This window comes from Pseudoduganella rhizocola, assembly GCF_045984285.3.
Classification (GTDB): domain Bacteria; phylum Pseudomonadota; class Gammaproteobacteria; order Burkholderiales; family Burkholderiaceae_D; genus Rugamonas.
Genome location: NZ_JBJQIK030000018.1, coordinates 13,906 through 40,528, shown reverse-complemented (window position 1 = coordinate 40,528; position 26,623 = coordinate 13,906). Strand labels below are relative to the sequence as shown.

Genomic DNA, 26,623 nt, shown 5'->3' with positions numbered 1-26,623 from the left:
CACCGCTGTCATGTGACAGCCGGTGCCTGACCCCACGGTGTCATGTTTTTTGTGTCACGCAGAGGCCCATTTGGATTCGGCGGCGGGGTGGCCTTCGTCGATGTGGAGGGTGGCGCGGATGGAGCGCAAGGCGGTGATGCGGGCCAGCAGGCCGTCACATTGGGCCAGCAGCGCTTTACTGATCGATTCCAGCAGCTTCTTGTCGCGGCCAGGTGCAATGCGCAGGTTCAGGTAGAGGAAGGCGCGGTCGGGGGCTCCATCGGCTACCGCGAAGTATGGCGCCGGGTAGGCCAGCACCCGGGTCCCCGTCAGCGGGAACACCCGGGCGCCGGTGTCGTCTTCAAATTGCGTCAGCGTGCGGGCCAGCACGACGCACAGCGCTTGCATGTCGAGGTGCTGGTCCAGGTTCGACGTGTATTCGATTCTCAGGTGCGGCATAACATTTTCAGCGGTATTTCATTGTCCATTGGATGAGCAGCGGCTTGTCCATCGTGAACTTGCCGCTGCTGCAGCTGACCAGGGTCTTCATCGGGCCGTAGGGCGCCTTGTACAGGTCGCTGCCGTTCGTGGGCTCGGCCTTGCAGCTTTCGAGCCCGTTCACACTGTACTCATAAACCGCGCCTTCCGCAAAGCTCACGCGCTTGCCGTCCAGTTTCGCACCGTCCGAGAAGCTGGCGAATTCCAGCGCAATGCCTGCTACTTCCTGCGTTCCTACCGGGGTGTAGGTGTCGGTGCGCGTAATCACGCCCTTCTCCAGCGTGTAGACCGTATCGAGCTTGATGCGCGCATCTTTCACCGGCACGCGGCCGCCCTGCTTCGACAGCTCGTCCTGGCGGTAGCTCACCAGATACTGCTTGCCCTTGCGGCTGTCCTTGATGTCCTTGATATAGGAAGTTGGCAGCAGCTGGCTGCCGTCCGCCATCGTAAACTTCGGCAGCAGCTGCGGGTGCTTCGAGCCGCTGTCGGCAATGCCGCTGATAATGCCGGGCGCGAACGGCAGCGGATAGTAAGGGCTGTTGCCATGCTGGCTCTGGCCGCCGTTGATCATCAGCAGGCTGAAGACGTTCTTCCGGTCGCGGAAGATGGCCAGCGCGCGGTCGTACTCGCCTTGCGCGAACCAGGTCATGCTGAACCCGGGCTGCGTTTTTTCCAGCCATGCCGCGAGATCCTGGCGCGGCGCCTTGTCCTTCATGCCCGCCATATTCCACTGCTCGTTGGTGAAGATGAGCTGGTGCAGCAGCGAGAAGTTCTCGCCGAGGATGCGGTGCTTGCCGCGATAGGTGTCGGTGCGGCGGCCCTGGTTCCACATGTCCACCGAATTCATGGACGGGTTGTACCAGAAGTCCATGTAGCGCGCCGCGATGCGCGAGGAGTAGCTGTAGGCGTATTCCTTTTCTTCCGGCGTGAGCACGCCGAGGTAGGCGGAGATCGACAGGATTTCCAGCATCGCCGTTTCGCCATACGGGCCGAGGCTGCGGCCGAAGCTGAAGCCATTGCCGGACGGGTTGGCCGCATTCAGCGCCACCACGGCGGCCTTGCGCAGCATGGTTTTCAGTTCCGGCGTCACCGGCACGCCGGTTTCGATGAAGCGTTCGCAGATTTCGGCAATCAGCAGGATGCTGTAGCGGTCGAAGCGGCCCTCGCCCGAGGTCTCGTCCGAGAAGCCGTATTTGCCCGAGTAGGCGGCGTAGTGCTCCATCATCTTGTTCAGCAGGACCTTGGCGCCGCTGTCGTCTTCCCATCCCATCAGCACGCGCAGGCGGGCAATGCTGAAGGCCACGCCGAAGTAGTTGGTGGGCAGCTCCATCAGCTCATAGCCGGGCTGGGTGACGAAGCTGCGCCAGTCCAGCTTCTGCTTCAGCTTTTCCAGCGTGGCGGGCTTGATGGCGCGTTCCAGCAGGCCCGCATCCTTCAGCTTGCGCAGCATGAGCATGTAGTAGTAGATGCCCCAGGTGTGGTTGTCCATGTCCACCGTCATGTCTGCGATGTCGCTGTACTGCTGCAGCAGCTGCGGCAGGCGCGGATCGTCCTTCGGGGTGTTCAGCAGCACGTGGCCGAGGCCTGCCGCCACTTTCCCGGGCAGGAATTTGTCGCCGGACTTGAAGGGTGCATAGCCGTCGATCATGATGGCTTCCTTCTCCGCCGCCAGCTTCTGGAAGAAGTAGTTCAGCTGCTTATAGGCGTTGTCCTGCACGATGCGGTTCATCGGCTGGGCGGCCAGAGGGGGAACGTAGTCGGCGTAAGGATTGGCGGCGATAGCGGCAGGAGCAGCGCCGCCGAGGGCGACCAGGGCGCCGAGGACGGCGGAAGACAGGAGTGTGCGGGAAATGTTCATCGTCTCATCATTGTTAGTTAAACGTTTAACTTGATGGTAGAAGATTTTGCCGCCGAGGTAAAGCGAAATGTCGTAACTAGTTCCGGTTGATGGTGGAGGAGCGCAGGATCAGCTGCGGTTCGATCATCGTGAAGGGCGCGGTCGGCTTGCTTTCGATGGTGTCCAGCAGCTTCTCCATGGCGGCGATGCCCATGCGTTCACTTTGCAGGTCCACCGTCGTCAACGGCGGCGAGGTGTAGTTCCCGAACTGGATATTGTCGAAGCCCGCCACCGAGATATCGGCCGGCAGCTTGAAGCCGAGGATCTGCGCCGCCTTCATGAAACCGAGCGCCATCAGGTCGTTGTAGCAGATCAGCGCGTCGGGATGTTCGGAACCCAGCATGATGGAGGAGCAGATGCGCTCCCCTTCCAGCGCAGACGGCGCACTGCCGTCATACACCTGCAGCGACATGCCGTGCGCCGCCAGGCATTCCTTGATGCCGCCCATGCGTTCCTCGTCGCGCCGCGATTTGGAGAAGCCCAGGTAGGCTATGCGTTTGTGGCCCAGCGTGACGAGGTGGCGCGTGACCATATAGGCGCCGCGGTGGTCGTCGCTGGCCACGTGCGGGATGGAGAGGCGATTCAGGCTGCCGAAGAAGACCAGCGGCTTGTCCAGCTCGACCATCCAGTCCATTTCCTTCTCCTGCATGCGCGAGAAGACGATCATGCCGTCCACGCGGCGGCTCAGCGCTTCCAGCAGTGGACGTTCGCGGCCCGGGTTTTCTTCCGTATCCACCAGCAGCAGGGTATAGCCGTGCTGCAACGCCACGCGGTTGGCGCCTTTGACGATGCTGGTGAAGTGGGGATTGGACACGTCCAGCACCGAGAGGCCGACCGTGCGCGTGCGGCCGGTGATCATGGACTGCGCCAGCGGATTCGACTTGTACCCCAGCTCCGCGATCACCTTGCTCACCTTTGCTTCCACCGCAGGCGAGAAGCGCTGCGTGCCGTTCATGAATTTGGAGACGGTGGCCGTGGAGACGCCGGCAGCGGCAGCGACGTCACGGATGGTGGGTACATTTTTCTTCATATTGTTATCGGAAACGGTAATCGCTTAACGGGCAACGAGCATAGTAACACGCTGCCGGGCGGGGAAAACCGCCGGCAAAAGCGAGTTAAACGTTTACCTCACTTCCCTGAAGTGAAGCGGAAGCTCGTTTCGGAAGCGAAGCGCTGGCCGGACCGCAGCACGGTGCTGGGGAAGTTCGGCCGGTTCGGGCTGTCGGACAGGTGCTGGGTTTCGAAGGCGAAGCCGTCGTGGCGCTGGTAGGCGTAGCCTTCGCCGCCCTTCTCGCTGCCGTCGAAGCCGCCGCCGGTGTTGAAGACCAGCGAAGGCTCGGTGGTGCGCACTTCCATGCGGCGCCCGCTGCGCGTTTCGTCGATCACGCCCACCAGGCCCGGTTTATCAAAGACGAGGGCATGGTCGTACTCCGCCGGGTCGCCCAGCAGGGCCGACGGCTTCAGCCGCGCCATGGCATTGGCGGGCCGGCGGAAATCCAGCGGCGTGCCGTCAACCGGCGCCAGTTCGCCGGTGGGCACCTTCTTCGCATCCAGCACGGCGTACTGCGGCGCATTGATGCGGAAGCGGTGGGTATCGAGGCCCGTGCTGCCGGCGCCGGCCAGGTTGAAGTAGGCGTGGCTGGTGAGGTTGATGACCGTGGGCGCATCCGTCACGGCCGCATACTCGATGCGGAATTCGTCGCTCCTGCGCAGCAGGCGGTAGGTGACGCTTACCTCCAGCCGGCCCGGATGCCCCTGCTCGCCGTCCGCGCTGACCAGGGTGTAGACGGAGCCGATGGAGGCCGCATCGGCAAAATCGCGGCGCCGCCACAGGCGCTTGTCGAAACCATTCGGGTCGCTGTGCAGCGCCGTGCCGCGCGCATTGACCGGCAGCTGCACCGTGCGCCCATCCAGTTCATAACTGCCGTTGCCGATGCGGCCCGCGTAGCGTCCGATGATGGCGGCGTAGCGGCGCGTGGTGCGCAGGTAGGACGGCAGGTCGGGAAGATTGAGGATGATGTTGCGGCGCTCGCCGCGGCGGTCCGCCACCAGGGCGGAGGTCAGCGTGGCGCCATAATCGATATAGGACAGCTGCATGCCCCGCTCATTGGTCAGCGTGACTTTTTCCACGCGCTCGCCGGAGGGCATATAGCCGAACGGCTGCACCGAGATGCCGGTACAGCCGCCCTGCCCTGCCGCACCGAGCAGGGTGATCGCCAGGAAGAGGCGCATTACAGGTCCGTGATTTCCTTATGGCGCGGCACCAGCGCCTTCATCACGCCCCATGCCAGCAGGTAGGCCACGGCGCAGATCGTGAACATGATCATGTAGCCGGTGCCGATCTGGCCCTGCGCGCCGTAGTAGTCGAACAGCCAGCCGCCCAGTTTGGACAGCACTACGCCGCCGATGCCGCCGGCCATGCCGCCGATGCCCACCACCGAGGCAACGGTACGCTGCGGGAACATGTCGGACACGGTGGTGAACAGGTTGGCCGACCACGCCTGGTGCGCCGAAGCGCCCACGCCGATCAGCAGGATAGGCACCCATGGGCTGATGCCGCCCATCGGCTGCGCCAGCAGCACCACCAGCGGGAACAATGCAATCACCAGCATCGCTTTCATGCGGCCGTCATACGCCGACTGGCCGCGGTTCATGAAATAGGCCGGGAAGTAGCCGCCGCCGATACTGCCGAACATGGTCATGCTGTACAGCACAGCCAGCGGCACCACGATGTCGGCCGCTCCCATGCCGTACTGCGCGGACAGGTATTTCGGCAGCCAGAACAGGAAGAACCACCACACGCCGTCCGTCATGAATTTGCCGAAGGCGAAGGCCCAGGTCTGGCGGTAGCCCAGCAGGCGGAACCAAGGCACTTTTGCACCCGCCGGCGCTGCAGGCGCGGCGGCCGGCGCATCGCTGCGGATAAAGGCCAGTTCGGCGGCGCCGAGGCGTTTCTGCTGTTCGGGCGGATCGTAGAAGACCTGCCACGCCACCATCCACAGGAAGCCGATCGCGCCGATGGCGATGAAGGCCGCCTGCCAGCCCCACAGCAGGGCGATCGGCGGCACCGTCAGCGGCGCGAGGATGGCGCCGACATTGGCGCCGGAGTTGAAGATGCCGGTGGCGAAAGAGCGTTCTTTCTTGGGGAAGTATTCCGCCGTGGCCTTGATCGCCGCCGGGAAGTTGCCCGCTTCGCCAACCGCCAGCACGGCGCGCGACAGCATGAAGCCGGCGATGGAGGCCGGCACCACGGCCAGGCCCAGCGCGCCCATCACATGGCCGATTGCGGAGCCCATGGGCACCGAATAGGCATGCATGACGGCGCCCAGCGACCAGATCACGATCGCGAGGATATAGGCCTTCTTGGTGCCGATGGCGTCCACCACGCGGCCCGCGAACAGCATGGAGACCGCGTACACGAACTGGAAGGCGGCAGTGATGTTCGCGTAGTCCGTATTGGACCAGTTGAATTCTTTCGACAGCTGGGGCGCCAGCAGGCTCAGTACCTGGCGATCGAGATAATTGACGGTGGTGGCGAAAAACAGAAGGGCACAGATGGTCCATCTGTACTTGCCAACGACTTGCTGGCTTACAGGCTCATTCAGCTTCATAGGATCACTTTTAAAGTGGTTGTCGTTCGATCTCTCGGTCTCCAGCGAGATCAGCTGCTAGTTGTATGTCATCGTACAACCTAAACGGGGCATAAGCAAGCGGAATTCCGCCGGTTGTATGACGACTTGGGAGTTTACTTGGGAAGCAGCAGCGTGGCCAGGGATTCCGCCGTTTCGCGCAGGCGGCCTTCGTCCTGGTACACGCGTTCGACGACGACCATGCCGCGCGTGGCCGTCACCAGCAGGCGGGCCGCGGCGGCGGGCGGCAGGGCCACTTCTTCCGGCGCGGCCGCGAAGCGCGCTTCCAGCAGGCCGGCCAGCTCGTCCAGCAGGCCGCGCAGCGCAGTGCGTATCGCTTCGTCGCGCGCCGTTTCATCGACGGCGATCTTGGTGGACATGCAGCCGCGGGTGCCGCTGCGCTCCTCTTCCGGCAGCGTCATGGCCCGGATCGACAGGTCGAGGTAGGCGCGCAGCGCCTCGGCCACCGTAGGCTGCTCCAGCGTGTCGCGCACCTGGGCCATGAAGTTGCGGCGGTAGCGGGCGAAAGCCAGCAGGAAGATGGATTGCTTGTCGCCGTAGGCGTTGTAGAGGGAGCCGCGCAGCACGCCGGTGGCTTCGGCCAGATCCTGCATGGAGGTCGCGCCGTAGCCTCTGCGCCAGAACAGGAGCATTGCGCTATCCAGCGCTTCTTCTTCATTGAATTGACGGGTGCCGGCCATGGGGCGATTCTAATCCTTTCTTGACATACCCGTCAAGTTTGACTACCCTGTCAAACATCAGTACTCCGGAAAGTCCCGTATGCCCCCTTCTTCCCTGCGCGCCGTACTGGCCGGCCTGTGCGCCAGCCTGGTTGGCATCGGCCTCGCGCGCTTCGCCTATACGCCGCTGATTCCTCCGCTGATCGAGGCGCGCTGGTTCGGGGCCGATGATGTGCTCTTCCTCAGCGCCGCCAACCTGATCGGCTACCTGGCGGGCGCGCTGGCAGGCCGGCCGCTGGCTGCGCGCATCGGCTCGCGCCCTGCACTGCAACTGATGATGGCGCTGGCCACGCTGACCTTTTTCGCCTGCGCCGTGCCGGTCTCGGTGCCCTGGTTCTTCCTCTGGCGCTTCCTGTCCGGACTGGCAGGCGGCATCATCATGGTGCTGGCGGCCACATCGATCCTGCCCCACGTGCCGCCTGAACGCCGCGGCCTGGCAAGCGGTATGATTTTCCTGGGCGTGGGCCTCGGCATTGCCGGCTCCGGCACCGTGCTGCCGTCCCTGCTGGCACTGGGCCTGGCGCAGACCTGGCTCGGCCTCGGCCTGATGGCGGCGGTGCTCACCGCCCTCAGCTGGACCTGGTGGCCCCGCCCGCTGCAGGCCGCGCCCGGCACGCCTGCGCCCGCCGCCGCCCCGGACGGCCACCACGGCGCGCTGCGGCTGATCTATGCGCAGTACGCCATCAACGGCATCGGCTTCGTGCCGATGATGGTCTTCATCGTGGACTTCATCGCCCGCGGCCTGGGCTGGGGAGTACACGATGCGGCGCTGTTCTGGATCCTGTACGGCCTGGGCGCCATGCTGGGCCCGATGCTGTACGGCGGCATGGCAGACAAGCTGGGCGTGCGCTGCACCGCCATCGCATCGATACTGGGCCAGCTGGCGGCGGTGGCCCTGCTGGTCAGCGCAAAGCAGCACGCGGCCATCGCGCTCGCCACCTTCGTGCTCGGCACCTACCCGCCCGGCATCGTGCCGCTCTACCTGAGCAAGATCCACCAGGCGGTAGACGGCAACCCGGCCGCGCATACCGCTGCGTTCAGCCGCGCCACCATGATTTTCGCCCTGGTCCAGGCGCTGGCCGGCTATGCGAGTTCCTGGCTGCTCAGCGCCAGCGGCGGCAAGCACCGCCTGCTGTTCCTGGCCGCCGCGGCCGCCCTCCTGCTTTGCATGCTGGCCGAGCTGGCAACTCTGCGTCGCAAAAGCGCGACGACAAAATAGCAACAGTCACACGCCGCGCCCCGCGGAGCCCTGCGCCAGCACAAAGAGCTGCCGCAGGGCTCTCACTTTCCGACGGGAAATGTGTTACTGTCGCTTAGCCTGCTACGCTCTCGCCCTCACCCATTTCCTATGGATTTCGCCTCACTGCAGAACCTGTTCTCGCCGTCAGCAGACCCGTCGCTGCTCAACTACGGCCTGTACAACACCCGGCTGGTTGTGCTGTCGGTGCTGGTGGCTATCTTCGCCTCGTGGATGGGCCTGCAAATGGCTGGCCAGACCCGCAAGGCGCCGTCGCGCCTGCTGCGCGTGGCCACCCTGATGACCGGCAGCCTGGCGCTGGGCGCGGGTGTATGGGCCATGCACTTCATCGGCATGCTGGCCTTCGACCTCTGCACCTATACCAGCTACGACCCCACGCTCACCCTGCTGTCGATGCTGCCCAGCCTGGCAGCATCGATGGTGGCGCTGTCCATTACGCGCCGCGAGCAGCTCACCGCGGGCACCCTGCTGCTGGGCGGCGTGCTGGTTGGCGCGGGCATCGGCGCCATGCATTACAGCGGCATGGCCGCCATGCGCGTGGGCCTGGCCCTGCATTACGATCCTTATATGTTTGCGCTGTCGATCGTGGTGGCGGTGGTGCTGGCCACCGTGGCGCTGGGCGTGCGCTTCGGCCTGCGCGACATGCGCTGGCAGCTCAGTCCCTCCATGCGACTGCTGATCAGCGCCGTCGTCATGGGCTGCGCCATCTCCGGCATGCACTACACGGGCATGGCCGCGGCGCGCTTTATCGGCGTGCCGCCGCCCGGTTCGGCGCCGACCGACACCACCTTCCTCGCCTTCGCCATCGGCATCACCACCGTGCTGTTCACGGTATTCGTGATGGCGGCCAACGGCCTGCTGCGCTACCGCGAGATGTACCGCCACCTGCAGCAGAGCGAAAGCTGGATGCGCGCACTGCTCACCACCACGGTGGATGGCGTGATCACGGTGGACAGCGCTGGCATCATCCATGAATTCAACAAGTCGGCGGAGCGCATCTTCGGCTGGAGCCGCGACGAGATCAGCGGCAAGCCGATCAGGACGCTGATGGCCGATCCGGCCCGCTCGCAGCAGGACGGCTTCCTGCATTTCCTCGCCACCGGCGACGATACCAAGGCCCGCTCTGGCAGCGAGGTGATGGCCCTGCGCAAGGACGGCAGCACCCTGCCGATCCGGCGCGCCATGGGCCAGGCGCGGCTCGGCGACAAGGACCTGTATGTGCTCTTCATTACCGACATCAGCGAACGCCGCGCCATCATGCAGGCGCTGCGCGACAGCGAGCTGCAGTTCCGTTCCCTGATCCGCAATATTCCCGGCATCTCCTTCCGCTGCCGCGTGGAAGACGACAAGGCGCTGGTCTTTCTGAGCGATGGCGTGGAGCGCATCCTCGGCTATCCCGTGACCGATTTCGTGGGCCCGGTGCGCTCGCGCACTTTCGACGCCCTCACCTTCGCGGCCGACCTGCCGCGCGTGCACGCCACCATCGACCAGTGCGTGGCTACCGGCCACGCCTACACTGTGGAATACCGCCTGAAGCATGCCGACGGCAGCATGCGCTGGATGTGGGAGCACGGCGCCCTGGTGCGCGGCGATGACGGCACCGCGCGCTGGCTGGATGGCGTGATCCTCGACATCACGGAGCGGCGCCAGATGGAGGAAGACCTGCGCCACGCCAAGGAAAAGGCGGAGCAGGCGGCGGCATCGCGCGCCACCTTCGTCGCCAATATGAGCCACGAGATCCGCACGCCGATGAATTCCATCCTCGGCTTCACCGACGTGCTGCTGGATACCGACCTGCGCCCGGAACAGCGCACCCACCTCGACACGGTGCGCAATGCGGGCCGCTCCCTGCTGCGCCTCCTGAACGAGATCCTCGATACGGCCAAGCTGGACAAGGGCGCCGTGGAACTGGAGCTGGCCGACTTCAACCTGCTGGCCCTGATCGACGAGCTGTCCTCCACGTATAACGCGACGGCGCGCAGCAAGGGACTGGCGCTGCAGATCGTGTATGCGCCGGACCTGCCGCCATGGCTGCACGGCGACGAGCTGCGCGTGCGCCAGGTGCTGACCAACCTGCTCGACAACGCCATCAAGTTCACCGCGGCGGGCAGCGTCACGCTGCGCGTGCAGCAGGAAGGCAACGGCCTGCACATGCAGGTGAGCGATACCGGCATCGGCATCGCGCCGGACCGCCTGGCCGCCATTTTCGAACCCTTCACCCAGGCCGACGCGTCGATGACGCGCCGCTTCGGCGGCACCGGCCTTGGCACCACCATCAGCAAGCAGCTGGTGGAGCTGATGGGCGGCCGCATCTGGGCCGAGAGCGCACCGGGCCAGGGCACCACCTTCCACATCATGCTGCCGCTGAAGCCCGCGCTGGAACCGCACCAGCCGCACGTGCCGCGGCCGCGCCAGCGCATTGCCTTCGAACTGCCGGCGCTGCGCGTGCTGGCGGCCGACGATGTGGCGCAGAACCTGGAGCTGCTGTCCCTGCTGTTCGGCAAGCGCGGCCACACGATGGTGATGGCGCACGACGGCGCGCATGCCGCCGAACTGGCCTCGCAGCAGAGTTTCGATGTGATCCTGATGGACGTCCAGATGCCGCACGTGGACGGCCTGGCTGCCACGCGCATGATCCGCGCGGAAGCCGAACAGAATGGCCGCGCGCGCGTGCCCATCGTCGCCATGACGGCCAGCGTGCTGGAAGCGCACCGCCGCGCCAGCGCCGCGGCGGGCATGGACGGTTTCGTCTCCAAGCCGGTGGACTGGTACACGCTGTCGCACGAGATCGCGCGCGTGCTGGGCCTGGCCACCGTGGGCCCGGTCGGCGCCGCGCGCCCGGCCGGCGGCCCGCTGGTGCTGAACCAGCAGCTTGGCCTGCTGCGCTGGAGCGGCAACGAGGGCGCCTACAACCATGCGCTATGCCGCTTCGGGGAAGAATATGGCGGCTGCGCCGCGCAGATGGAAGACCAGTACCGCCGCGCCGACTTCAAGGCATTGCAGGCGCTGGCGCACCGCATCCGCGGCGTGGCATCCAACCTCGGCTTCGAACAGCTGTCGCTCACGCTGTCCGAGCTGGAACAGCTGGGCGCGGAAGCCGAAGCGCTGCATACCGCCGACGCCCTGCCGGCCGCCCTGCTGCGCCTGCGCGCACAACTGGAGGACGCGGGCAAGGCGGTCGACGCCCTGGACTGCACCGAACAGCTGCCGCCGCCACCGGCGCCGCAGCAGGCGCTGGATACCGCGGCACTGCGCAGCACGGCCGCCGCGCTGGAACAGTCGCTGGCGCGCGGTGCGCTGGACGATGCGGCGCTGGCCCGCCTGTCCGCGCTGCTGCAAGGCCATGTGGCGCCGGCCACCATGGCCCAGCTGCATATGGCGATCGACGATTTTGATTTTGCGCTGGCCCGCCAGCGCCTGCAGGCGCTCACCGCGCCGCTGTTGGCCACCGATCCGGAAACCCTCTGATGACGAATACCTCCCCGCTGCCGCTGATCCTGGCGGTAGACGACGAAGCGAGCAACCTGCAACTGCTGCGCCAGATCCTGCAGGACCATTACCGCCTGCTGTTTGCCAAGGATGCGGCGCGCGCCCTCGAACTGGCGCGCCAGGAGCAGCCCAGCCTGATCCTGCTGGACGTGATGATGCCGGGCATGAGCGGCCACGAAGCCTGCCGCGTGCTGAAGGCCGAACCCGCCACGGCGCGCATCCCCGTGATCTTTGTGACCGCGCTGAGCGATCCGGAAGACGAGGTGCGCGGCTTCGAAGCGGGCGCCGTTGACTACATCACCAAACCGGTCAGCCCGCCCATCGTGCGCGCCCGCGTGCGCACCCACCTGTCGCTGGTGCGCATGGACGAGTTGAAGGAAACCCGCCTGCAGATCGTGCAGCGGCTCGGCCTCGCCGCCGAGTACAAGGACAATGAAACCGGCATGCACGTGATCCGCATGAGCCATTACGCTCATCTGCTGGGCGTGGCCGCGGGCCTGAATCCGGCGGAAGCGGACGACCTGCTGCACGCCGCGCCCATGCACGATGTGGGCAAGATCGGGATTCCCGACCGCATCCTGCAGAAGCCGGGCAAGCTGGACGCGGAAGAATGGGCCGTCATGCAGCGCCACGCCATCATCGGCGGCGACATCATCGGCGAGCATACGCACGGCATGCTGAAGCTGGCGCGCAATATCGCGCTCACCCACCACGAGAAGTATGACGGCAGCGGCTACCCGAACGGGCTGGCCGGCGAACAGATTCCGCTGGAAGGCCGCATCGTGGCGATTGCGGACGTATTCGACGCGCTGACCTCGGCGCGGCCATACAAGCCGGCCTGGCCGCTGGAACAGGCAGTCGCCTACCTGGAAGAACAGCGCGGCAAGCATTTCGACCCGGCGCTGGTGGACCTGTTCCTGACCCAGATGCCGCTGATTCTGGACATCATGGAACGCTGGGCCGAGCGCTAGGCCTTGACGATTTCGCGGTAGAGTTCCGCGTAGCTCTGCGCCATCTGGCGCGCCGTGAACAGTTCCCAGTAGCGCGCTGCCGCGTGGCGGCCCATCTCCGCCGCCATGTCCGGGTTTTCCCACAGCTGCCGCATCGCGGCGCGGAAGGCTTGCGGGTCGTCCGGCGGCACCACCAGGCCCGTTTCGCCATCCACATTGATATAGGTGGTGCCGGTGCCGATCTCGCTGGAGATCATCGGCTTGCCGTACATGGCGCCTTCCAGCAGCGAGATGCCGAAGGCTTCCGAACGCAGGTGGGAAGGGAAAACCATGGCATAGCACAGCTCCAGCAGCGCCACCTTGTCGTGTTCATCGACGGCGCCCACGAACTGCACATGGGTCAGGCCGAGGCGCTGCGCGTGCTCCTTGAGCTCCGTCTCGATCGGGCCCGCGCCCACGATCACCACCGGGTAGTCCAGCTGCGCCATCGCGTCGAGCAGGATATGCAGGCCCTTGTAGTAGCGCAGCACGCCCACGAAGAGGAAGAAGCGTTCGCCGCAGCGCTCGCGCCACTGCGCCATCAGCTCGGGCCGCGCCACCGGATAGGTAGACTTGTCGAGGCCGATCGGGATCGAGCGTACCTTGCCGTTATAGCGCTTCAGCACTTCCGACGAAGCGAAATAGTTGGGCGAGGTGGCCACAATGGCATCCACATTGCCGAGGAAGCGGTGCATCAGCGGCGCGTAGAACTTCATCAGCCTTTTCTGGCGCACGATGTCCGAGTGGTAAGTCACCACGCTCGGCTTTTGCACGCGCGCCATGAAGTGGGCCATGTCCATGAAGGGCCATGGAAAGTGGTAGTGGATCACGTCCGCCTCCTTCGCCAGCCTTGCCAGCTTGCCGATGGAGGCCAGCGACACCGAGTTGGACGCGAGCTCGAAATTCAGCGGCGCCCGGTGCACCGTATGGCCCTCGATCACGATTTCTTCGGGACCGCTGTTACGCGTGAGCGTCAGCACTTCATTGTGCACGCCGAGCGCGGAGGTTCCCACGCACATCTGGCGGATGACTTGCTCAACGCCGCCCCAGGAGTCGGGATAGTAGGTCTTGTAAAAATGGAGGACGCGCATGATGCTTACTTCAGGAGATTCTTGTAGACGGCCGCGGTCTTGCGTGCCGTTTCGCGCCAGGTGAGTTCCACCGCGCGCACCCGGCCCGCCGCGATGCAGCGTTTGCGCAGCGCTTCATCGCGCGCCATTTCCAGCATGGCAGCGCCCAGCGCCTGCGAGGACAGCGGGTCGATTTCCAGCGCGGCGCCCTGCGATACTTCGGGCAGCGAGGTCGTGTTCGATGCAATGACGGGCACGCCGGATGCGAAGGCTTCCACCACCGGGATGCCGAAGCCTTCATACAGCGAAGGGAACACGAACACCCCGGCGCCCGCATAAAGATGGCGCAGCTGTTCATGGCTGGTGAGGCGGTCCAGCCACAGCACGTTCTCGCCGTTCTGCTGTGCGGCCCTGATGCGTGCCAGCGTTTCGTTCGAGCGCGCACCGGGCGCCCCGACGATCAGCAGCTGGCGCTGCGCACGCACGCTGGCAGGCAGCGCCAGGTACGCTTCCAGCAGGCGGTCCACGTTCTTGCGCGGCTGGATGGTACCGACGAAGAAGTAGTAGCCGGGACGCAGCCCGTATTCCGCCAGCGTGGCCTGCACCGCTTCCGGCGCCGGCGCATCCAGCCATTCCTCATCCACGCCGCAGGGCACCACGCTGATGCGGCGCTCGTCCACACCGAAGGCCTGCACCAGTTCGGGAATCGTATAGCGGGTATGCGCGATCACGCGGTCGGCCTTGCGCGCGGCCTTTGCCTGCAGCCAGTTCTTCAGTCCGCGCAGGCGCGGATTGCACCACTCGGGATGCACGATGGGCAGCGCGTCGTGCAGGGTGGCCACGATGGGCCGGTCCATGCGCACGATGCGGTAGTCGGTGGCGTGATAGAGGTCCACGTCCATCTGCTGGCGCAGCGGCGTGGCCAGGTCGCGCAGCGTGGCCAGAGGAAAAGAGGAAGGCATGGGCCGCCCCACCGAGAGGCTGGCGGCCGGGCCGAAGGACAGCGGTTTGACATCGCATCCCGCCTGCGGCAGGTAGCGCAGCAGCGCGCGGCTGTACACGCCGATTCCATCGAGGCGGCCGCCGGTCAGCCCGGGTTCAGTCGTCGTCGTGGAAAGGCCAATCTGCGGGATGCTTGCGCCCGAAGTCACGGAGCCTCGTACATCCAGCGCAGGGTTTGCTCCAGCGGCGGCGGATCGATATCGCCCACCACGGATGCCAGGCGGCGGTTATCGCCCGTCAGGCGCGCCACTTCATTGGCGCGCACGAAGGCCGGATTGACGTGCACGTCGATCTTGTAGCCGGCAATCTGCGCCATCATTTCCAGCGCCTCGCCCAGTGAGTAAGCCTTGCCGGAGCTGATGTTGAACACCTGGCCCGCAGGCGCATTCGCCAGCAGATGGCGGTAGGCGGCAGCCACCACGCGCACGTCGGAAAAATCGCGCCACACGTTCAGGTTGCCCAGCTCGATGCGCGCTTCCTTGCGGCGGAAGTGCGACACGATTTTCGGCAGCAGGAAGTTCTCGTGCTGGCCCACGCCCGTGTAGTTGAAGGGGCGCACCATGATGATGGGCAGCTTGTCCATCCACAGCCGCGCCATGTATTCCATGGACAGCTTGCTGACGGCGTAGTCGTTGGCCGGCGCGGCCGGCACGTCTTCATGAATGACTGCCACATCGGTATTGCCGTAGATATTGGCGCTTGATGCGAGCAGCACTGCCGATGGTTTCTTCGGCAAGGCAGCCAGCGCTTCCAGCAGGTTGCGCGTGCCGACCACGTTGACGCGGTAGATCTGTTCGATGTCCGAATGCGCGACAAAGGCGATTGCCGCGAGGTGCACCACCACGTCCGGCTGCAGGGCCTGCACTACGGCGGCGAGGGCCGCGCGGTCGGTCAGGTCGGCGCCGATGCCGGCCACTTCATAGCCCGCATGGCGCAGTTCCTGCTCCACGTACTTGCCGGTGAAGCCGGACAGGCCAGTCACCAGCGCACGCTTGCCGGCGCCTTCACGCGCCGGCGACAGCAGCTCCAGGCGGCCTGCCATATCAGAAGGAGAAGCCTGCGGTGTTGCGGCGGATATCGGCTTCCACCATCATCTGGCACAGCTCTTCCAGCGAGGTTTGCGGCTTCCAGCCCAGTTCCTTCATGGCTTTCGCCGGATCGCCGATCAGCAGGTCGACTTCGGCCGGACGGTAGAATTTCGGGCTGATGCGCACCACCACCTTGCCGCTCTGCGCGTCATGGCCGGTTTCGTTTTCGCCGCTGCCCTGCCACTCGATCGCGATGCCCGCAGCCTTGAAGGCCATGGTCACGAAATCGCGCACGGTCTCGGTGCGGTTGGTGGCCAGCACATAGGTATCAGGCTTGTCGGCCTGCAGGATGCGCCACATGCCTTCCACGTATTCCTTGGCGAAGCCCCAGTCGCGCTTGGCGTCCAGGTTGCCCAGTTCCAGCACGTCCAGCTTGCCCAGCTTGATCTTGGCGACCGAGTCGGTGATCTTGCGGGTCACGAACTCGCGGCCGCGCAGCGGGGACTCATGGTTGAACAGGATGCCCGAGGAACCGAAGATGCCGTAGGACTCGCGGTAGTTCACCGTCATCCAGTGCGCGTACAGCTTGGCCACGCCGTAAGGGCTGCGCGGGTAGAAAGGCGTGTCTTCCTTCTGCGGAATGGCCTGCACCTTGCCGAACATTTCGGAGGTCGATGCCTGGTAGAAGCGGATCTTCGGATTGACGATACGGATCGCTTCCAGCAGGTTCACCACGCCCACGCCGGTGATTTCGGCGGTAGTGACCGGCTGTTCGAAGGACACGCCGACAAAGCTCTGCGCGGCCAGGTTATAGATTTCGTCGAAGTTCCCCTGCTGCAGCAGGCGGATGGAGGTACCGAGGTCGGTCAGGTCGAACTCGACCAGCTTCAGCTTCGGATGGTTCTGGATGCCCAGCTCTTCGATGCGCCAGAAATTGACGGAGCTGGTGCGACGGAAGGTGCCGCTGACTTCATAACCTTTTTCGAGCAGCAGCTGGGCGAGGTAGGCGCCATCCTGGCCGGTGATGCCCGTAATGAGGGCGCGCTTGGTCGTTTGCATAGATTCGGTATCCAGTAGAACTTTTGACAATTAAGCCCGACATTGTAACAGAGCCGCCTTGCCGCTTGCCTGCCAGAATACGAGCATTACAACAGTTACACCTTGTTACAGAGCAACTTTCAGCCCTCTTCCACCGGCTCCCGTTCCCCCCAGGCCAGCCACGCCCCCGACGCCAGCGCCGCCACGGGGAAGGACGTGTTTAATAGCCGATGCCGCGCGCCATCATGGCGGCGGCGATGGGGATGAAGGCGGCGATGTGGATTTCGGCCATGACGAAGCGGCGCACGCGCTGCAGTTCGGCGGCCGGCGGCTGCCAGCCGCCGTCGGCCTTCAGCTGCTTCTGCCAGGCGAGGATGCGCACGGTCGGCACGATGGAGAGCAGGCCGACCGCGGCGAACAGCGCCACCTTGGTCCAGAACACGGGGTTCTGCAAATAGAATTCGGAACCTTTCGCGCCGTGGAACACGCGCGCGAAGCCGACGATGATGAGGGAGATGGCGACCACGCCGTACACCGCATCGAGCATGCCGAGGCGGCGCAGGGCGACCGGATTGACGGCGTAGCGCACCAGCATCAGTTCCGCGGTAAGCACCGCGAACAGGCCGAAGGCCAGCAGGTGATGGACGATTGCAAGAACCAGGTCAGCCATCGCCCCTCTCCTTTAGCCTTTGCGCTGCGCCACGATGTCCACCACGCACAGCGCCGTCATGTTGACGATGCGGCGCACGGTGGCCGATGGCGTGAGAATGTGCACCGGCGCCGCGCAGCCCAGCAGGATCGGGCCCACTGCGATGCCGTTGCCGGCCGCCGTCTTCACCAGGTTGTAGGCGATGTTGGCGGATTCGATGTTCGGCATCACCAGCAGGTTGGCGTCGCGTTCCAGCGTGGAATCCGGCATCAGCTTGCGGCGCAGCTTGGAATCGAGCGCCGTGTCGCCGTGCATTTCGCCGTCCACTTCCAGTTCCGGCGCGCGTTCGCGCACCAGCGCCAGCGCGGCGCGCATCTTCTGCGCCGACTCGCTGTTGGAGGAACCGAAGTTCGAGTGCGACAGCAGGGCGGCGCTTGGATGCAGGCCGAAGCGCCGCATCTCTTCCGCCGCCAGGATGGTGATTTCGGCCAGCTGGTCGGCGGTGGGGTTTTCGTTGACGTGGGTGTCCACCATCGCCAGTTGGCGTTCCGGCAACACCAGCACATTCATCGCCGCATACACATTGGCGCCGGCGCGCTTGCCCAGCACCTGGTCGATGTATTTCAGGTGCAGTTCGGTGGTGCCGAAGGTGCCGCAGATCATGCCGTCGGCATCGCCCTTCTTGATCATCATGGCGCCGATCAGCGAATGGCGGCGGCGCATTTCCAGCTTCGCGTATTCGACCGTCACGCCCTTGCGCTTGGTGAGCTCGTAGTAGGCAGTCCAGTAGTCGCGGTAGCGGTCGTCGTAGTCGGGATTGATGACGTCGAAGTCCACGCCCTGCTTCAGGCGCAGGCCGAATTTCTGGATGCGGCTTTCCAGCACGGCCGGACGGCCCACCAGGATAGGACGCGCCAGGCGTTCATCCACGATCACCTGCACCGCGCGCAGCACGCGCTCTTCTTCGCCTTCCGCATACACGATGCGCTTGAGCTCAGGATGCTGGGCCTTCGCCACCGAGAACAGCGGCTTCATGAAGGAGCCGGAGCGGTATACGAATTCCTGCAGGCTGTCGGCGTAGGCTTCCAGGTCCTTGATCGGACGCGTGGCCACGCCGGAATCTTCGGCGGCCTTCGCCACGGCCGGCGCGATCTTGATCAGCAGGCGCGGATCGAAAGGCATCGGGATCAGGTACTCGGGACCGAAGGCCAGGTTGGTGAAACCGTAGGTGGTGGCCACGATGTCCGACTGTTCGGCATGCGCCAGTTCGGCAATCGCGTGCACCACGGCGATTTCCATTTCGCGCGTGATGGTGGTGGCGCCGCAATCCAGCGCGCCACGGAAGATGTAAGGGAAGCACAGCACATTGTTGACCTGGTTCGGGAAGTCCGAACGGCCGGTGCAGATGATGGCGTCGCCGCGCACGGCCTTCACGTCGTCCGGCAGGATTTCCGGATTCGGATTGGCCAGCGCCAGGATGATGGGATTCGGCGCCATCTGCTTGACCATGTCCTGCTTCAGCACACCGCCGGCGGACAGGCCGAGGAAGATGTCGGCATCGGCGATCACTTCGGCCAGGGTGCGGGCCGTGGTGTCGCGCGCGAAGCGCTCCTTGTCCGGGTCCATCAGTTCGGTGCGGCCCTTGTAGACCACGCCGGCCAGGTCGGTCACATAGATGTTCTCGAGCGGGAAGCCGAGGTCCACGATCAGGTCCAAGCAGGCCAGCGCCGCAGCACCCGCGCCCGACACCACCAGCTTGCACTCCTTGATGTTCTTGCCCACCAGCTGGATGCCGTTCAGGATCGCCGCGCCCACGATGATGGCGGTGCCGTGCTGGTCGTCGTGGAAGACCGGGATCTTCATCTTCTCGCGCAGCTTGCGCTCGATGTAGAAGCACTCGGGCGCCTTGATGTCTTCCAGGTTCACGCCGCCGAAAGTCGGTTCCAGCGCGGCGATGATGTCGATCAGCTTGTCCGGGTCCTGCTCGTTGATCTCGATGTCGAACACATCGATGCCGGCGAACTTCTTGAACAGCACGCCCTTGCCTTCCATGACCGGCTTGGACGCCAGCGCGCCGATATTGCCCAGGCCCAGGACGGCGGTGCCGTTGGAGATCACGGCCACCAGGTTGCCGCGTGCGGTATATTTATAAGCGTTTGCCGGATCGACAACAATTTCTTCGCAGGGAGCAGCCACACCGGGAGAATAAGCCAGCGCCAGGTCGCGCTGGTTGGTCAACTGCTTGGTAGGAGTTACGCTGATCTTGCCGGGGCGCGGACACTCGTGATATTCCAGCGCGGCAAGGCGCAGTTGCTGTCTCAGTTCTTCTTTCTTCTCGGGGGACGAATCCATTGCGGTACTGCCTTCCGTGTGCTGTCTGAAATCCTTTGATTCTAGCAGACCACCGTTTTCGGCAAACTAGGTATTTTCACCAAGGGCCTGTGAAGTGCGGAAATTTCTATTAAAATCAACAAGATGATTAATAGTTGCAATAAGTCCTGAACACGGAGTAGCCGATGTCCTCGCCAACCCTGAAAAACCTCGAAGCCGCCTTTGCCGGTGAAGCCATGGCGCATATCAAGTACCGCTATTTCGCCAAACTGGCGCGCGCCCATGGCGCGCCGGAGATCGCAAAATTGTTCGAGGAAACCGCCGAACAGGAAGTGCTGCATGCCTTCGGCCACCTGGACCTGCTCTACCCGCGCGACCGCACCACGCCGGACAAGGCGCTGCAGCTGGCCATCGAGAACGAAACTTACGAATACACCGAGATGTACCCGGCCTTCCGCCACCTGGCGCTGGAAGAAGGCAACAGCGCGGCGGCGCAGGAGTTCGCGGAGCAGATCGGCGAATCGCAGGACCATGCGGCAGCCTTCAAACGCATGCTGGAAGTAGCGGCCAAGCGCTTCGGCGCGCTGGCCAATGTCGAAGAACGCCACGCGAATGCCTACCGCAAGGCGCTGGCGCAACTGTCCGGAGACTGACATGAAAACCTATCAGTGCGTGGTATGCGGTTTCATCTACAGCGAGGAAGCCGGGGCGCCCGAGCACGGCATCGCGCCCGGCACGCGCTGGGAAGACGTGCCGGACGACTGGGCCTGCCCGGACTGCGGCGTGGCCAAGCGCGATTTCGACATGGTGGAAATCTGATGGTGCTGATTCCCATCGTGCTCCTGTGCGTGGCCGTGCTGCTGGCCGTCGCCGCATGGCGCCGGCGCAAGCGCCGCGAGGCGGCCGAGGAACTCGCCGAGGCAGCCGACATCGCCGGCCTGTTCGACATGATTGACAGGGATTGACGCGTGCTGTCCGAATTCGACCTGATCAAGGAGTACTTCAAACGCCCGCGCGCGCAAAACGCGGTGCTGGGCATCGGCGACGACTGCGCGCTGCTGGCGCCCACGCCCGGCATGCAGATGGCCATTTCTTCGGACATGCTGGTGGAAGGGCGCCACTTCTTCGCCGGCGAAGATGCGCGCCGCCTCGGCCACAAGGCGCTGGCCGTGAATCTCTCCGACCTGGCCGCCATGGGCGCGAAACCGGTCGCCTTCACGCTGGCCCTGGCGCTGCCGGAAGCGCAGCGCGACTGGCTTGCCGCCTTCTCGGAAGGCCTGTTCGCGCTGGCCGACGAGCATGGCTGCGAACTGATAGGCGGTGACACCACAAAAGGCCCGCTGAACATCTGCATCACTGTGTTCGGCGAGCTGGCGCCGGGCCGCGCACTGCGCCGCGACGCCGCGCGCGACGGCGACGATATCTGGATCTCGGGCACGCTGGGCGATGCGCGCCTTGCGCTGGCGGGCTACCGCCTGGAATGCACGCTCGGCGCGGACCAGCAGCGCGCCGCCGCGCAGCGCATGCACCTGCCCACGCCGCGCGTGCAGCTGGGCCTTGCACTGGCCGGCATCGCCCATGCGGCCATCGATATCTCCGATGGGCTGGTGGGCGACCTTGGCCATATCCTCGAACGCTCCGGTATGGGCGCGACGCTGGACGTGGATGCCCTGCCTGCCGGCCCCGTGCTGGCCACGCGCGATACCGCGCAGCGCCGCGCCTTCACCGCGGCGGGCGGCGACGATTATGAGCTGTGCTTTACCGCGCCGGCGGCAGCGCGCGATGCGGTGCTGGCAGCTGCCGCGTCGAGCGGCACGGCAGTAACGCGCGTGGGCCGCATCGAAGCCGCGCCAGGGCTGCGCCTCACTGATGGGCAAGGCGCCGCGCTCGATCTTTCATTGAGCAGCTTCGACCACTTCACTGATCCGGCATAGCCTGCGCGTCTTCGGCATGGTGGCCGCCGCCATGCAGCAGCCAGTAATGGTGGAAGGCGAGCCGGATATTGTCGCGCAGCTCGGTATCGTCCCAGGGCTTGGTATAGAAGCGGTAGATGGCACCGCGGTTGATGGAATCCAGCATCGCCTCCAGGCTGGTATAGCCTGACAGGATGATGCGGATGGTATCCGGATACATCTCCTTCACCTTGCTGAGGAATTCGGTGCCGCTCATCAGCGGCATGCGCTGGTCGCACACCACCACCTGCACCGGGTGCAGGGCCAGCAGGTCGAAGCCTTCCTGCGGCGACACCGCCGTGAGAATGCGGTAGCCGTCGCGCCGCAACAGGCGGTGCAGCGAAGACAGCACGTTCACATCGTCGTCCACAATCAGCAGGGTTTGCACATCGGGATCGGACAGGTTCGGATCCGGCGGCAGGCTCTTGCCGGCTTCCACCAGCTCCCCCATATCGGCCGCATTCAGCGGACGGCTGAAGTAATAGCCCTGGATTTCGTCGCAGCGGTTGCGGCGCAGGTATTCCAGCTGTGGCCGCGATTCCACGCCTTCCGCGATCACGCGCAGCTTCAGGCTGTGCGCCATGCTGATGATGGCCAGTGCAATCGCGGCATCGTTCGGGTTGGTGGTGATGTCGCGCACGAAGGCGATATCGATCTTCAGCTTGTCGATCGGGAAGCGCTGCAGGTAGGCCAGCGATGAGTAGCCGGTACCGAAATCGTCGATCGCGATCTTGATCCCCATTTCCTTGAGCGTGGTGAGAATGCTGATGGTCCGCTCGGCATTCGACATCAGCGCGCTTTCCGTCATTTCCAGCTCCAGCAGCTCGGGCGGAATGCTGTACTGCTCCAGCAGGTTGCGCACTTCCTGTACCAGGTCGCCTTCCATGAACTGGCGGCTCGCCACGTTCACGGCAATGCATACACGCCCAACCGAGGAGGCGATCCACGCCGCAATCTGGCGGCAGGCGGCGTTCAGGATCCAGGCCCCGACCCGCACGATGAGTCCCGTATCTTCCAGCACGCCGACAAATTCCGCCGGTGTCACAACGCCATAGCCGGGGCGGTTCCAGCGCAGCAGCGCTTCGGCGCCGCTCAGGTGGCCGGTGTGCAGGTTCACCTTGGGCTGGAAGAACAGTTCGAGCTCCCCTTCGTCCAGCGCCTTGCGCAAGGCGATTTCCATGTCCATGCGTGCCAGCACCTGGGCGTTCATGCCGGCCGTGAAGAAGCGGTAGCAGTCGCGCCCCGCCTCCTTGGCCCGGCCCATGGCGGTATCGGCGTATTTCACCAGCGTTTCCGGATCGGTGGCGTCTTCCGGATACATTGCGATGCCGATGCTGGCCGTCAGTGTAGCCGGATGGCCGTCCAGATGGAAAGGCTCGCGCAGCGCCTCGCGGATCTCGGCGGCCACCAGCACGGCATCCTGCTGGTCGCGCGTCATGGTCAGGATCAGGCCGAATTCGTCGCCGCCCAGGCGGCCAACGGTATCGCGGATGCGCACGCACTGCACCAGCCGGTTGCTGAATTCGCGCAGCAGCGCGTCGCCCATGGCCCCGCCCAGCGAATCATTGACGCTCTTGAAGCGGTCCAGCCCGATGAACAGCACTACGATGCTCCAGTCCTTGTCCTGCGCCAGTTCGATCGATTCACCCAGCGTGCGGTAGAACAGGGTGCGGTTCGGCAGGCCGGTCAGGCTGTCGTAATGCGCCATGTGCATCAGGCGCTCCTCGGCCTGGCGCCGTTCCGTGATATCGCGCGCCACGCAGATCAGGGTGCGGTGGCGCGGGTCGCCGTCCTGCTGCAGCTGCCAGTACAGCTCCACGGGCACGCTGTTGCGGTCCTGCCGCAGCAGCTCTGTTTCGAACAGTTCCGGTGTGCGCACCTGCCGCGCTTCCCGCGCATGCGCCAGCGCGTACTCCCGCAGGCTTTCCTTGCCGGCCAGGCCCAGGTACTCCGGCTCCTGGCCGAGCAGGTCCTGCCGGCTGTAGCCCAGCATGCGGCAGGCGCCTTCATTGATGTCCACCACGCGCATGTCGGCGGAGTCGAACAGGAAAATGGCATCGGCCGTGGCATCCATCGCGCTGCGGAAGCGCTGCAGCTCCGCCGTGCGTTCGCGCACGGTCTGCTCCAGCAGGGCGTTATAGCGGCTCGCCTCGCGCTGCATCAGGCGCACTTCCAGCAGGTTGCGGATGCGGGTCAGCACTTCCAGCGGGTCGAAAGGCTTGCTGACGAAATCGCGCGCCCCCGCATCCAGCGCGGCCTGTTTCTGGTCCGGCTGCGCCGTCACCACCAGCACCGGCAGGTAGCCTTCCGGCTCCAGCGGCCGCAGCGCCTTCATCACGTCGAAACCGCTCATGCCCGGCATGTGCAGGTCGAGGATGATGATGTCGTATTGGTTCTCCTCATGCGACGGCGCCACCGTCCGCGGATCGTAAGTGAAGCTGATCTGCCGGTAGCCCGTGGATTGCAGCAGGTACTCCAGCAATTGCACGTTGACCGGCTGGTCGTCGACAATCAGGATCCGTGCATTCAGGATATCGGCCCGTGAAATCATGCGTCGTCCTTCCCCGGTGAACGCGAGGCCAGCCAGCCCAGGGTGCTGTTGATCGCCTCCGTGAACTCATCGATGTTGATCGGCTTGATCAGGTAGCGGAAGAAGCCTGCCGCCATGCCGCGCTCCACATCGCGCGGCATGGCATTGGCGGTGAGGGCAATCACCGGAATATCCGCGGTGCGGGCGTCCGCACGCAGCACGCGCACGGCATCCAGGCCGCTCATGCCCGGCAGGTTCACGTCCATCAGGATGATGTCAGGCAAATGAGCACGCGCCATCTCCAGCCCGAGCTGCGCGTCGGGCGCGGTCAGCAGGCGCATGCCGGGGCGGAAGCGGATAATCTCCTGCACCAGCTTGAGGTTGGCGGGATTGTCTTCCACGTACAGCAGCGTGACTTCCTCTTGCGCCACGGCGTGGCCGGCCGCGGCATCCGCCACGTCCATTGCGGGCGCCTGCACCGGCGCAGTGCTGCGCAGGTCCACCGAAAACACACTGCCCACGCCGGGACTGCTGCTGACGGAGATGGTGCCGCCCATCAGCTCCACCAGGCGCCGCGTGACCACCAGGCCGATGCCGGTGCCCTCTTCCACGCCCGACTCCTGGCCCAGGCGGTTGAAGGGCTGGAACAGCATGTCCAGCTGTTCCTGCTTCAGGCCCATGCCCGTATCCTGCACCGAGATGCGCAGGATGTCGGGCGACGGTTCGCTGCAGTCCACCACCACGGCGCCGCCTTCGCGGTTGTATTTGATGGCGTTGGAGAGAAGGTTCAGCAGGATCTGCTTGAGGCGGGTGCGGTCCGCCATCACGCTGACATGGCAGCGGTCCGGGAACAGGGCGCGGATGCCGCGCTGCGCCGCCAGCGGCTCCATCATGGTGCGGCACTCGGCCAGCATCTCCTGCATCTCCACCGGTTCCATGGACAGGGCCACGGCGCCGGATTCGATCTTGGCCAGGTCCAGGATCTCGTTGATCAGCGTGAGGAGGTGGCGGCCCGACTTCAGGATATGGCCGGCGAATTCCTTCTTCTGCGCCAGCGTGGACGGCAGCTTGTCCGAGGTGAGTATCTGCGCAAAACCCAGGATGGCATTGAGCGGCGTGCGCAGCTCATGGCTCATCGAGGACAGGAAGGCCGACTTGGCCTGGTTGGCGCTGCGCGCCTCCTCCATCGCCAGTCCCAGTTCGCTGTTGGCCAGCTCCAGCTGCATGGTGCGCTCGTGCACCCGCTCCTCCAGTTCGGAGTTCAGGCGCAGCACTTCCTGCTGCGTGCGCAGCTGCTCCGCGTTCGACGCCTGCAGCTCGCTGGTGCGGGCTTCGATTTCGCTCAGCATGCGGTTGAAGGCATCGGCCAGTTCCGCCAGTTCATCGTTGCCGATGCGCTGGGCGCGGCGCGAATAGTCGCCGGTGGCCACCACGTCGCGCGCCACGCCGGAGACACTCATCAGCGGCTGCGTGATCACGCGGCTCAGGCCCCGCAGCACAAGGTAGGCCATGGCCACGGCAAGCACCGCGCCGGCAATGCCGATCAGCAGGTAGTCGAGGAAGCGCGCCAGCATTTCGTACTCGGCACGCAGGTAGACGGTGCCCAGCAGTTCGCCGTTATCGTAGATACGCTTGTACAGCACCAGGTTGCGGTCGGCGAAGCTGAAGCCCTCCGCCTGCGTCTGCGGCGGTATGGCGGCCGCCCGCCCTTGCGCGGTGTAGCTTGCAAACAGCGCGCCGCGGGCGTTATACAGCGCGCCGGCATGCACTTTCGGCCGCAGCCGCAGCAAGGCCAGGTTTTCGCGCGCCAGGCGCTGGTCGTCGAAGGCCAGCGCGGGGGAACTCATATGGCCCAGCAGTTCGGCCTGCGTTTCCATGTCCGCCCGGATGCTCTGGTCGTACACATGCAGGTCGTAGGCGATGGTGATGCCGATGGAGACGAACAGCGCGGCCAGCGTCACGATCATCACGATCGAGAACAGCTTGGAGCGCACGGAACGCATGCGTATCATGCGCCCCCCTGCTGTACACGGTAGGCGGCAGACAGCATGCGCGCACTGATATGCAGGCCCGCGCTGGCGGCGGCCTTCAGCGACACCTCGAAGCGCAGGCGCTCATTGGCCACCACGAAGTTGATCACGCTGCCCATGCCAAACACGTCGTCGCGGTCGGACACCGTCAGTACCGGCTGCCCGCGCACCTGCGCCAGCAGCTCCTGGGCGCTGCTGCGGTCGCCGATGAAAAGGATATGGACCGCGGCCGGCGCATCGCCTTTTTTCAGCTGCTTCACCTGCAGCGGATGGCCGTTCACGGTACGGCCATTGACGGTGCGTTCCAGTTCCGCGGCAAGGGCATCGCCATCGGCCACGCCGATGACCAGCTGGCTGTCAGGACGCGCGAAGCTGGCCGCAGGCCATTCTACGAAGGTGCTGAATTTATAGAGATAGGCCGCCTTGACCTGGCGCTCCAGCGCGGTCTCGTTGTCGGCAAGGACGAGCGCAGGCATGATCGCGAAGACCAGCAGAAGCCAACGCCCCCAGCAGG

The 26,623-nt window shown here is 64.9% G+C and carries 22 protein-coding genes; 7 read left to right on the top strand and 15 right to left on the bottom strand.

What is annotated here, in order from left to right:
- Positions 1-54 precede the first annotated feature (54 nt).
- The 6 genes from ACJRPG_RS24350 to ACJRPG_RS24325 form a co-directional block, all read right to left on the bottom strand.
- A complete protein-coding gene (locus ACJRPG_RS24350) occupies positions 55-438 on the bottom strand; it encodes a 5-carboxymethyl-2-hydroxymuconate isomerase (protein WP_408002701.1) in 384 nt (127 codons plus the stop codon).
- Positions 439-445: 7 nt separating this feature from the next.
- Positions 446-2,335, bottom strand: a complete 1,890-nt coding sequence (locus ACJRPG_RS24345) for a hypothetical protein (RefSeq protein WP_408002700.1) — start codon at positions 2,333-2,335, stop codon at positions 446-448.
- Positions 2,336-2,411: 76 nt separating this feature from the next.
- A complete protein-coding gene (locus ACJRPG_RS24340; protein ID WP_408002699.1) occupies positions 2,412-3,404 on the bottom strand; it encodes a LacI family DNA-binding transcriptional regulator in 993 nt (330 codons plus the stop codon).
- Positions 3,405-3,502: 98 nt separating this feature from the next.
- On the bottom strand, positions 3,503-4,606 hold the full coding sequence (locus ACJRPG_RS24335) for an aldose epimerase family protein (protein WP_408002698.1): 1,104 nt from the start codon (positions 4,604-4,606) through the stop codon (positions 3,503-3,505).
- Positions 4,606-5,985 (bottom strand): MFS transporter, encoded by a 1,380-nt coding sequence (locus ACJRPG_RS24330; RefSeq protein WP_408002697.1) that lies wholly within the window; start codon positions 5,983-5,985, stop codon positions 4,606-4,608. The genes ACJRPG_RS24335 and ACJRPG_RS24330 overlap by 1 nt, the downstream gene beginning before the upstream one ends.
- 134 nt (positions 5,986-6,119) lie before the next feature.
- Complete coding sequence (locus tag ACJRPG_RS24325; RefSeq protein WP_408002696.1) at positions 6,120-6,704, bottom strand: TetR/AcrR family transcriptional regulator; 585 nt, start codon at positions 6,702-6,704, stop codon at positions 6,120-6,122.
- A gap of 79 nt (positions 6,705-6,783) precedes the next feature.
- On the opposite strand from ACJRPG_RS24325, the gene ACJRPG_RS24320 reads away from it, so the two are divergent.
- From ACJRPG_RS24320 to ACJRPG_RS24310, 3 genes are all read left to right on the top strand, one after another.
- Positions 6,784-7,962 carry a YbfB/YjiJ family MFS transporter gene (locus ACJRPG_RS24320; protein WP_408002695.1) on the top strand — a complete coding sequence of 393 codons (1,179 nt, stop codon included), beginning with the start codon at positions 6,784-6,786 and terminating at the stop codon, positions 7,960-7,962.
- 129 nt (positions 7,963-8,091) lie between these two features.
- Positions 8,092-11,469 (top strand): MHYT domain-containing protein, encoded by a 3,378-nt coding sequence (locus ACJRPG_RS24315; RefSeq protein WP_408002694.1) that lies wholly within the window; start codon positions 8,092-8,094, stop codon positions 11,467-11,469.
- Positions 11,469-12,461 carry an HD domain-containing phosphohydrolase gene (locus ACJRPG_RS24310; protein ID WP_408002693.1) on the top strand — a complete coding sequence of 331 codons (993 nt, stop codon included), beginning with the start codon at positions 11,469-11,471 and terminating at the stop codon, positions 12,459-12,461. The genes ACJRPG_RS24315 and ACJRPG_RS24310 overlap by 1 nt, the downstream gene beginning before the upstream one ends.
- Here ACJRPG_RS24310 and ACJRPG_RS24305 read toward each other — a convergent pair.
- The 6 genes from ACJRPG_RS24305 to ACJRPG_RS24280 all read right to left on the bottom strand — a co-directional run bounded on the left by ACJRPG_RS24305 (position 12,458) and on the right by ACJRPG_RS24280 (position 19,618).
- Positions 12,458-13,570 carry a glycosyltransferase family 4 protein gene (locus ACJRPG_RS24305; RefSeq protein WP_408002692.1) on the bottom strand — a complete coding sequence of 371 codons (1,113 nt, stop codon included), beginning with the start codon at positions 13,568-13,570 and terminating at the stop codon, positions 12,458-12,460. The genes ACJRPG_RS24310 and ACJRPG_RS24305 overlap by 4 nt on opposite strands.
- Positions 13,571-13,575: 5 nt before the next feature.
- Positions 13,576-14,700 (bottom strand): glycosyltransferase family 4 protein, encoded by a 1,125-nt coding sequence (locus ACJRPG_RS24300; RefSeq protein WP_408002691.1) that lies wholly within the window; start codon positions 14,698-14,700, stop codon positions 13,576-13,578.
- Positions 14,697-15,593 carry a GDP-mannose 4,6-dehydratase gene (locus ACJRPG_RS24295; protein WP_408002690.1) on the bottom strand — a complete coding sequence of 299 codons (897 nt, stop codon included), beginning with the start codon at positions 15,591-15,593 and terminating at the stop codon, positions 14,697-14,699. The genes ACJRPG_RS24300 and ACJRPG_RS24295 overlap by 4 nt, the downstream gene beginning before the upstream one ends.
- Position 15,594: 1 nt before the next feature.
- Complete coding sequence (gmd, locus tag ACJRPG_RS24290) at positions 15,595-16,638, bottom strand: GDP-mannose 4,6-dehydratase (RefSeq protein WP_408002689.1); 1,044 nt, start codon at positions 16,636-16,638, stop codon at positions 15,595-15,597.
- 199 nt (positions 16,639-16,837) lie between these two features.
- Complete coding sequence (locus ACJRPG_RS24285) at positions 16,838-17,287, bottom strand: DUF2214 family protein (protein WP_408002688.1); 450 nt, start codon at positions 17,285-17,287, stop codon at positions 16,838-16,840.
- Between the two features lie 12 nt (positions 17,288-17,299).
- Positions 17,300-19,618: an NADP-dependent malic enzyme gene (locus ACJRPG_RS24280; protein ID WP_408002687.1), complete on the bottom strand. Its 2,319-nt coding sequence runs from the start codon at positions 19,616-19,618 to the stop codon at positions 17,300-17,302.
- Between the two features lie 164 nt (positions 19,619-19,782).
- Between ACJRPG_RS24280 and ACJRPG_RS24275 the strand changes: the two genes are divergently transcribed.
- From ACJRPG_RS24275 to thiL, 4 genes are read left to right on the top strand one after another with little or no spacing between them, the layout of a single operon-like run.
- Complete coding sequence (locus ACJRPG_RS24275; protein WP_408002686.1) at positions 19,783-20,250, top strand: rubrerythrin family protein; 468 nt, start codon at positions 19,783-19,785, stop codon at positions 20,248-20,250.
- Between the two features lies 1 nt (position 20,251).
- A complete protein-coding gene (locus ACJRPG_RS24270; protein WP_408002685.1) occupies positions 20,252-20,416 on the top strand; it encodes a rubredoxin in 165 nt (54 codons plus the stop codon).
- Positions 20,416-20,562: a hypothetical protein gene (locus ACJRPG_RS24265; protein ID WP_408002684.1), complete on the top strand. Its 147-nt coding sequence runs from the start codon at positions 20,416-20,418 to the stop codon at positions 20,560-20,562. Before ACJRPG_RS24270 ends, ACJRPG_RS24265 begins: the two co-directional genes overlap by 1 nt.
- Positions 20,563-20,565: 3 nt before the next feature.
- Entirely contained in the window at positions 20,566-21,531 is a 966-nt protein-coding gene (gene thiL, locus ACJRPG_RS24260) for a thiamine-phosphate kinase (protein WP_408002683.1), read from the top strand.
- On the opposite strand, the gene ACJRPG_RS24255 is transcribed toward thiL, so the two are convergent.
- Genes ACJRPG_RS24255 through ACJRPG_RS24245 form a run of 3 tightly spaced genes read right to left on the bottom strand, consistent with a single transcriptional unit; the run spans position 21,515 to position 26,585 of the window.
- Complete coding sequence (locus tag ACJRPG_RS24255; protein WP_408002682.1) at positions 21,515-24,100, bottom strand: EAL domain-containing protein; 2,586 nt, start codon at positions 24,098-24,100, stop codon at positions 21,515-21,517. The genes thiL and ACJRPG_RS24255 overlap by 17 nt on opposite strands.
- A complete protein-coding gene (locus tag ACJRPG_RS24250; RefSeq protein ID WP_408002681.1) occupies positions 24,097-26,091 on the bottom strand; it encodes a sensor histidine kinase, YfiR-like protein-associated in 1,995 nt (664 codons plus the stop codon). The genes ACJRPG_RS24255 and ACJRPG_RS24250 overlap by 4 nt, the downstream gene beginning before the upstream one ends.
- On the bottom strand, positions 26,088-26,585 hold the full coding sequence (locus ACJRPG_RS24245) for a TOL_0243 family YfiR-like periplasmic protein (protein WP_408002680.1): 498 nt from the start codon (positions 26,583-26,585) through the stop codon (positions 26,088-26,090). Before ACJRPG_RS24245 ends, ACJRPG_RS24250 begins: the two co-directional genes overlap by 4 nt.
- Positions 26,586-26,623 lie beyond the last annotated feature (38 nt).

What these genes read in the sequence shown, in the direction of transcription:
- ACJRPG_RS24270 (WP_408002685.1), top strand. Translation starts at nt 20,252, where the DNA reads ATGAAAACCTATCAGTGCGTGGTATGCGGTTTCATCTACAGCGAGGAA.
- ACJRPG_RS24345 (WP_408002700.1), bottom strand. Translation starts at nt 2,335, where the DNA reads ATGAACATTTCCCGCACACTCCTGTCTTCCGCCGTCCTCGGCGCCCTG.
- ACJRPG_RS24250 (WP_408002681.1), bottom strand. Translation starts at nt 26,091, where the DNA reads ATGATACGCATGCGTTCCGTGCGCTCCAAGCTGTTCTCGATCGTGATG.
- ACJRPG_RS24280 (WP_408002687.1), bottom strand. Translation starts at nt 19,618, where the DNA reads ATGGATTCGTCCCCCGAGAAGAAAGAAGAACTGAGACAGCAACTGCGC.
- ACJRPG_RS24335 (WP_408002698.1), bottom strand. Translation starts at nt 4,606, where the DNA reads ATGCGCCTCTTCCTGGCGATCACCCTGCTCGGTGCGGCAGGGCAGGGC.
- ACJRPG_RS24285 (WP_408002688.1), bottom strand. Translation starts at nt 17,287, where the DNA reads ATGGCTGACCTGGTTCTTGCAATCGTCCATCACCTGCTGGCCTTCGGC.
- ACJRPG_RS24310 (WP_408002693.1), top strand. Translation starts at nt 11,469, where the DNA reads ATGACGAATACCTCCCCGCTGCCGCTGATCCTGGCGGTAGACGACGAA.
- ACJRPG_RS24330 (WP_408002697.1), bottom strand. Translation starts at nt 5,985, where the DNA reads ATGAAGCTGAATGAGCCTGTAAGCCAGCAAGTCGTTGGCAAGTACAGA.
- ACJRPG_RS24340 (WP_408002699.1), bottom strand. Translation starts at nt 3,404, where the DNA reads ATGAAGAAAAATGTACCCACCATCCGTGACGTCGCTGCCGCTGCCGGC.
- ACJRPG_RS24325 (WP_408002696.1), bottom strand. Translation starts at nt 6,704, where the DNA reads ATGGCCGGCACCCGTCAATTCAATGAAGAAGAAGCGCTGGATAGCGCA.
- ACJRPG_RS24350 (WP_408002701.1), bottom strand. Translation starts at nt 438, where the DNA reads ATGCCGCACCTGAGAATCGAATACACGTCGAACCTGGACCAGCACCTC.
- ACJRPG_RS24255 (WP_408002682.1), bottom strand. Translation starts at nt 24,100, where the DNA reads ATGATTTCACGGGCCGATATCCTGAATGCACGGATCCTGATTGTCGAC.
- ACJRPG_RS24315 (WP_408002694.1), top strand. Translation starts at nt 8,092, where the DNA reads ATGGATTTCGCCTCACTGCAGAACCTGTTCTCGCCGTCAGCAGACCCG.
- ACJRPG_RS24265 (WP_408002684.1), top strand. Translation starts at nt 20,416, where the DNA reads ATGGTGCTGATTCCCATCGTGCTCCTGTGCGTGGCCGTGCTGCTGGCC.
- ACJRPG_RS24295 (WP_408002690.1), bottom strand. Translation starts at nt 15,593, where the DNA reads ATGGCAGGCCGCCTGGAGCTGCTGTCGCCGGCGCGTGAAGGCGCCGGC.
- ACJRPG_RS24275 (WP_408002686.1), top strand. Translation starts at nt 19,783, where the DNA reads ATGTCCTCGCCAACCCTGAAAAACCTCGAAGCCGCCTTTGCCGGTGAA.
- ACJRPG_RS24320 (WP_408002695.1), top strand. Translation starts at nt 6,784, where the DNA reads ATGCCCCCTTCTTCCCTGCGCGCCGTACTGGCCGGCCTGTGCGCCAGC.
- gmd (WP_408002689.1), bottom strand. Translation starts at nt 16,638, where the DNA reads ATGCAAACGACCAAGCGCGCCCTCATTACGGGCATCACCGGCCAGGAT.
- ACJRPG_RS24245 (WP_408002680.1), bottom strand. Translation starts at nt 26,585, where the DNA reads ATGCCTGCGCTCGTCCTTGCCGACAACGAGACCGCGCTGGAGCGCCAG.
- ACJRPG_RS24305 (WP_408002692.1), bottom strand. Translation starts at nt 13,570, where the DNA reads ATGCGCGTCCTCCATTTTTACAAGACCTACTATCCCGACTCCTGGGGC.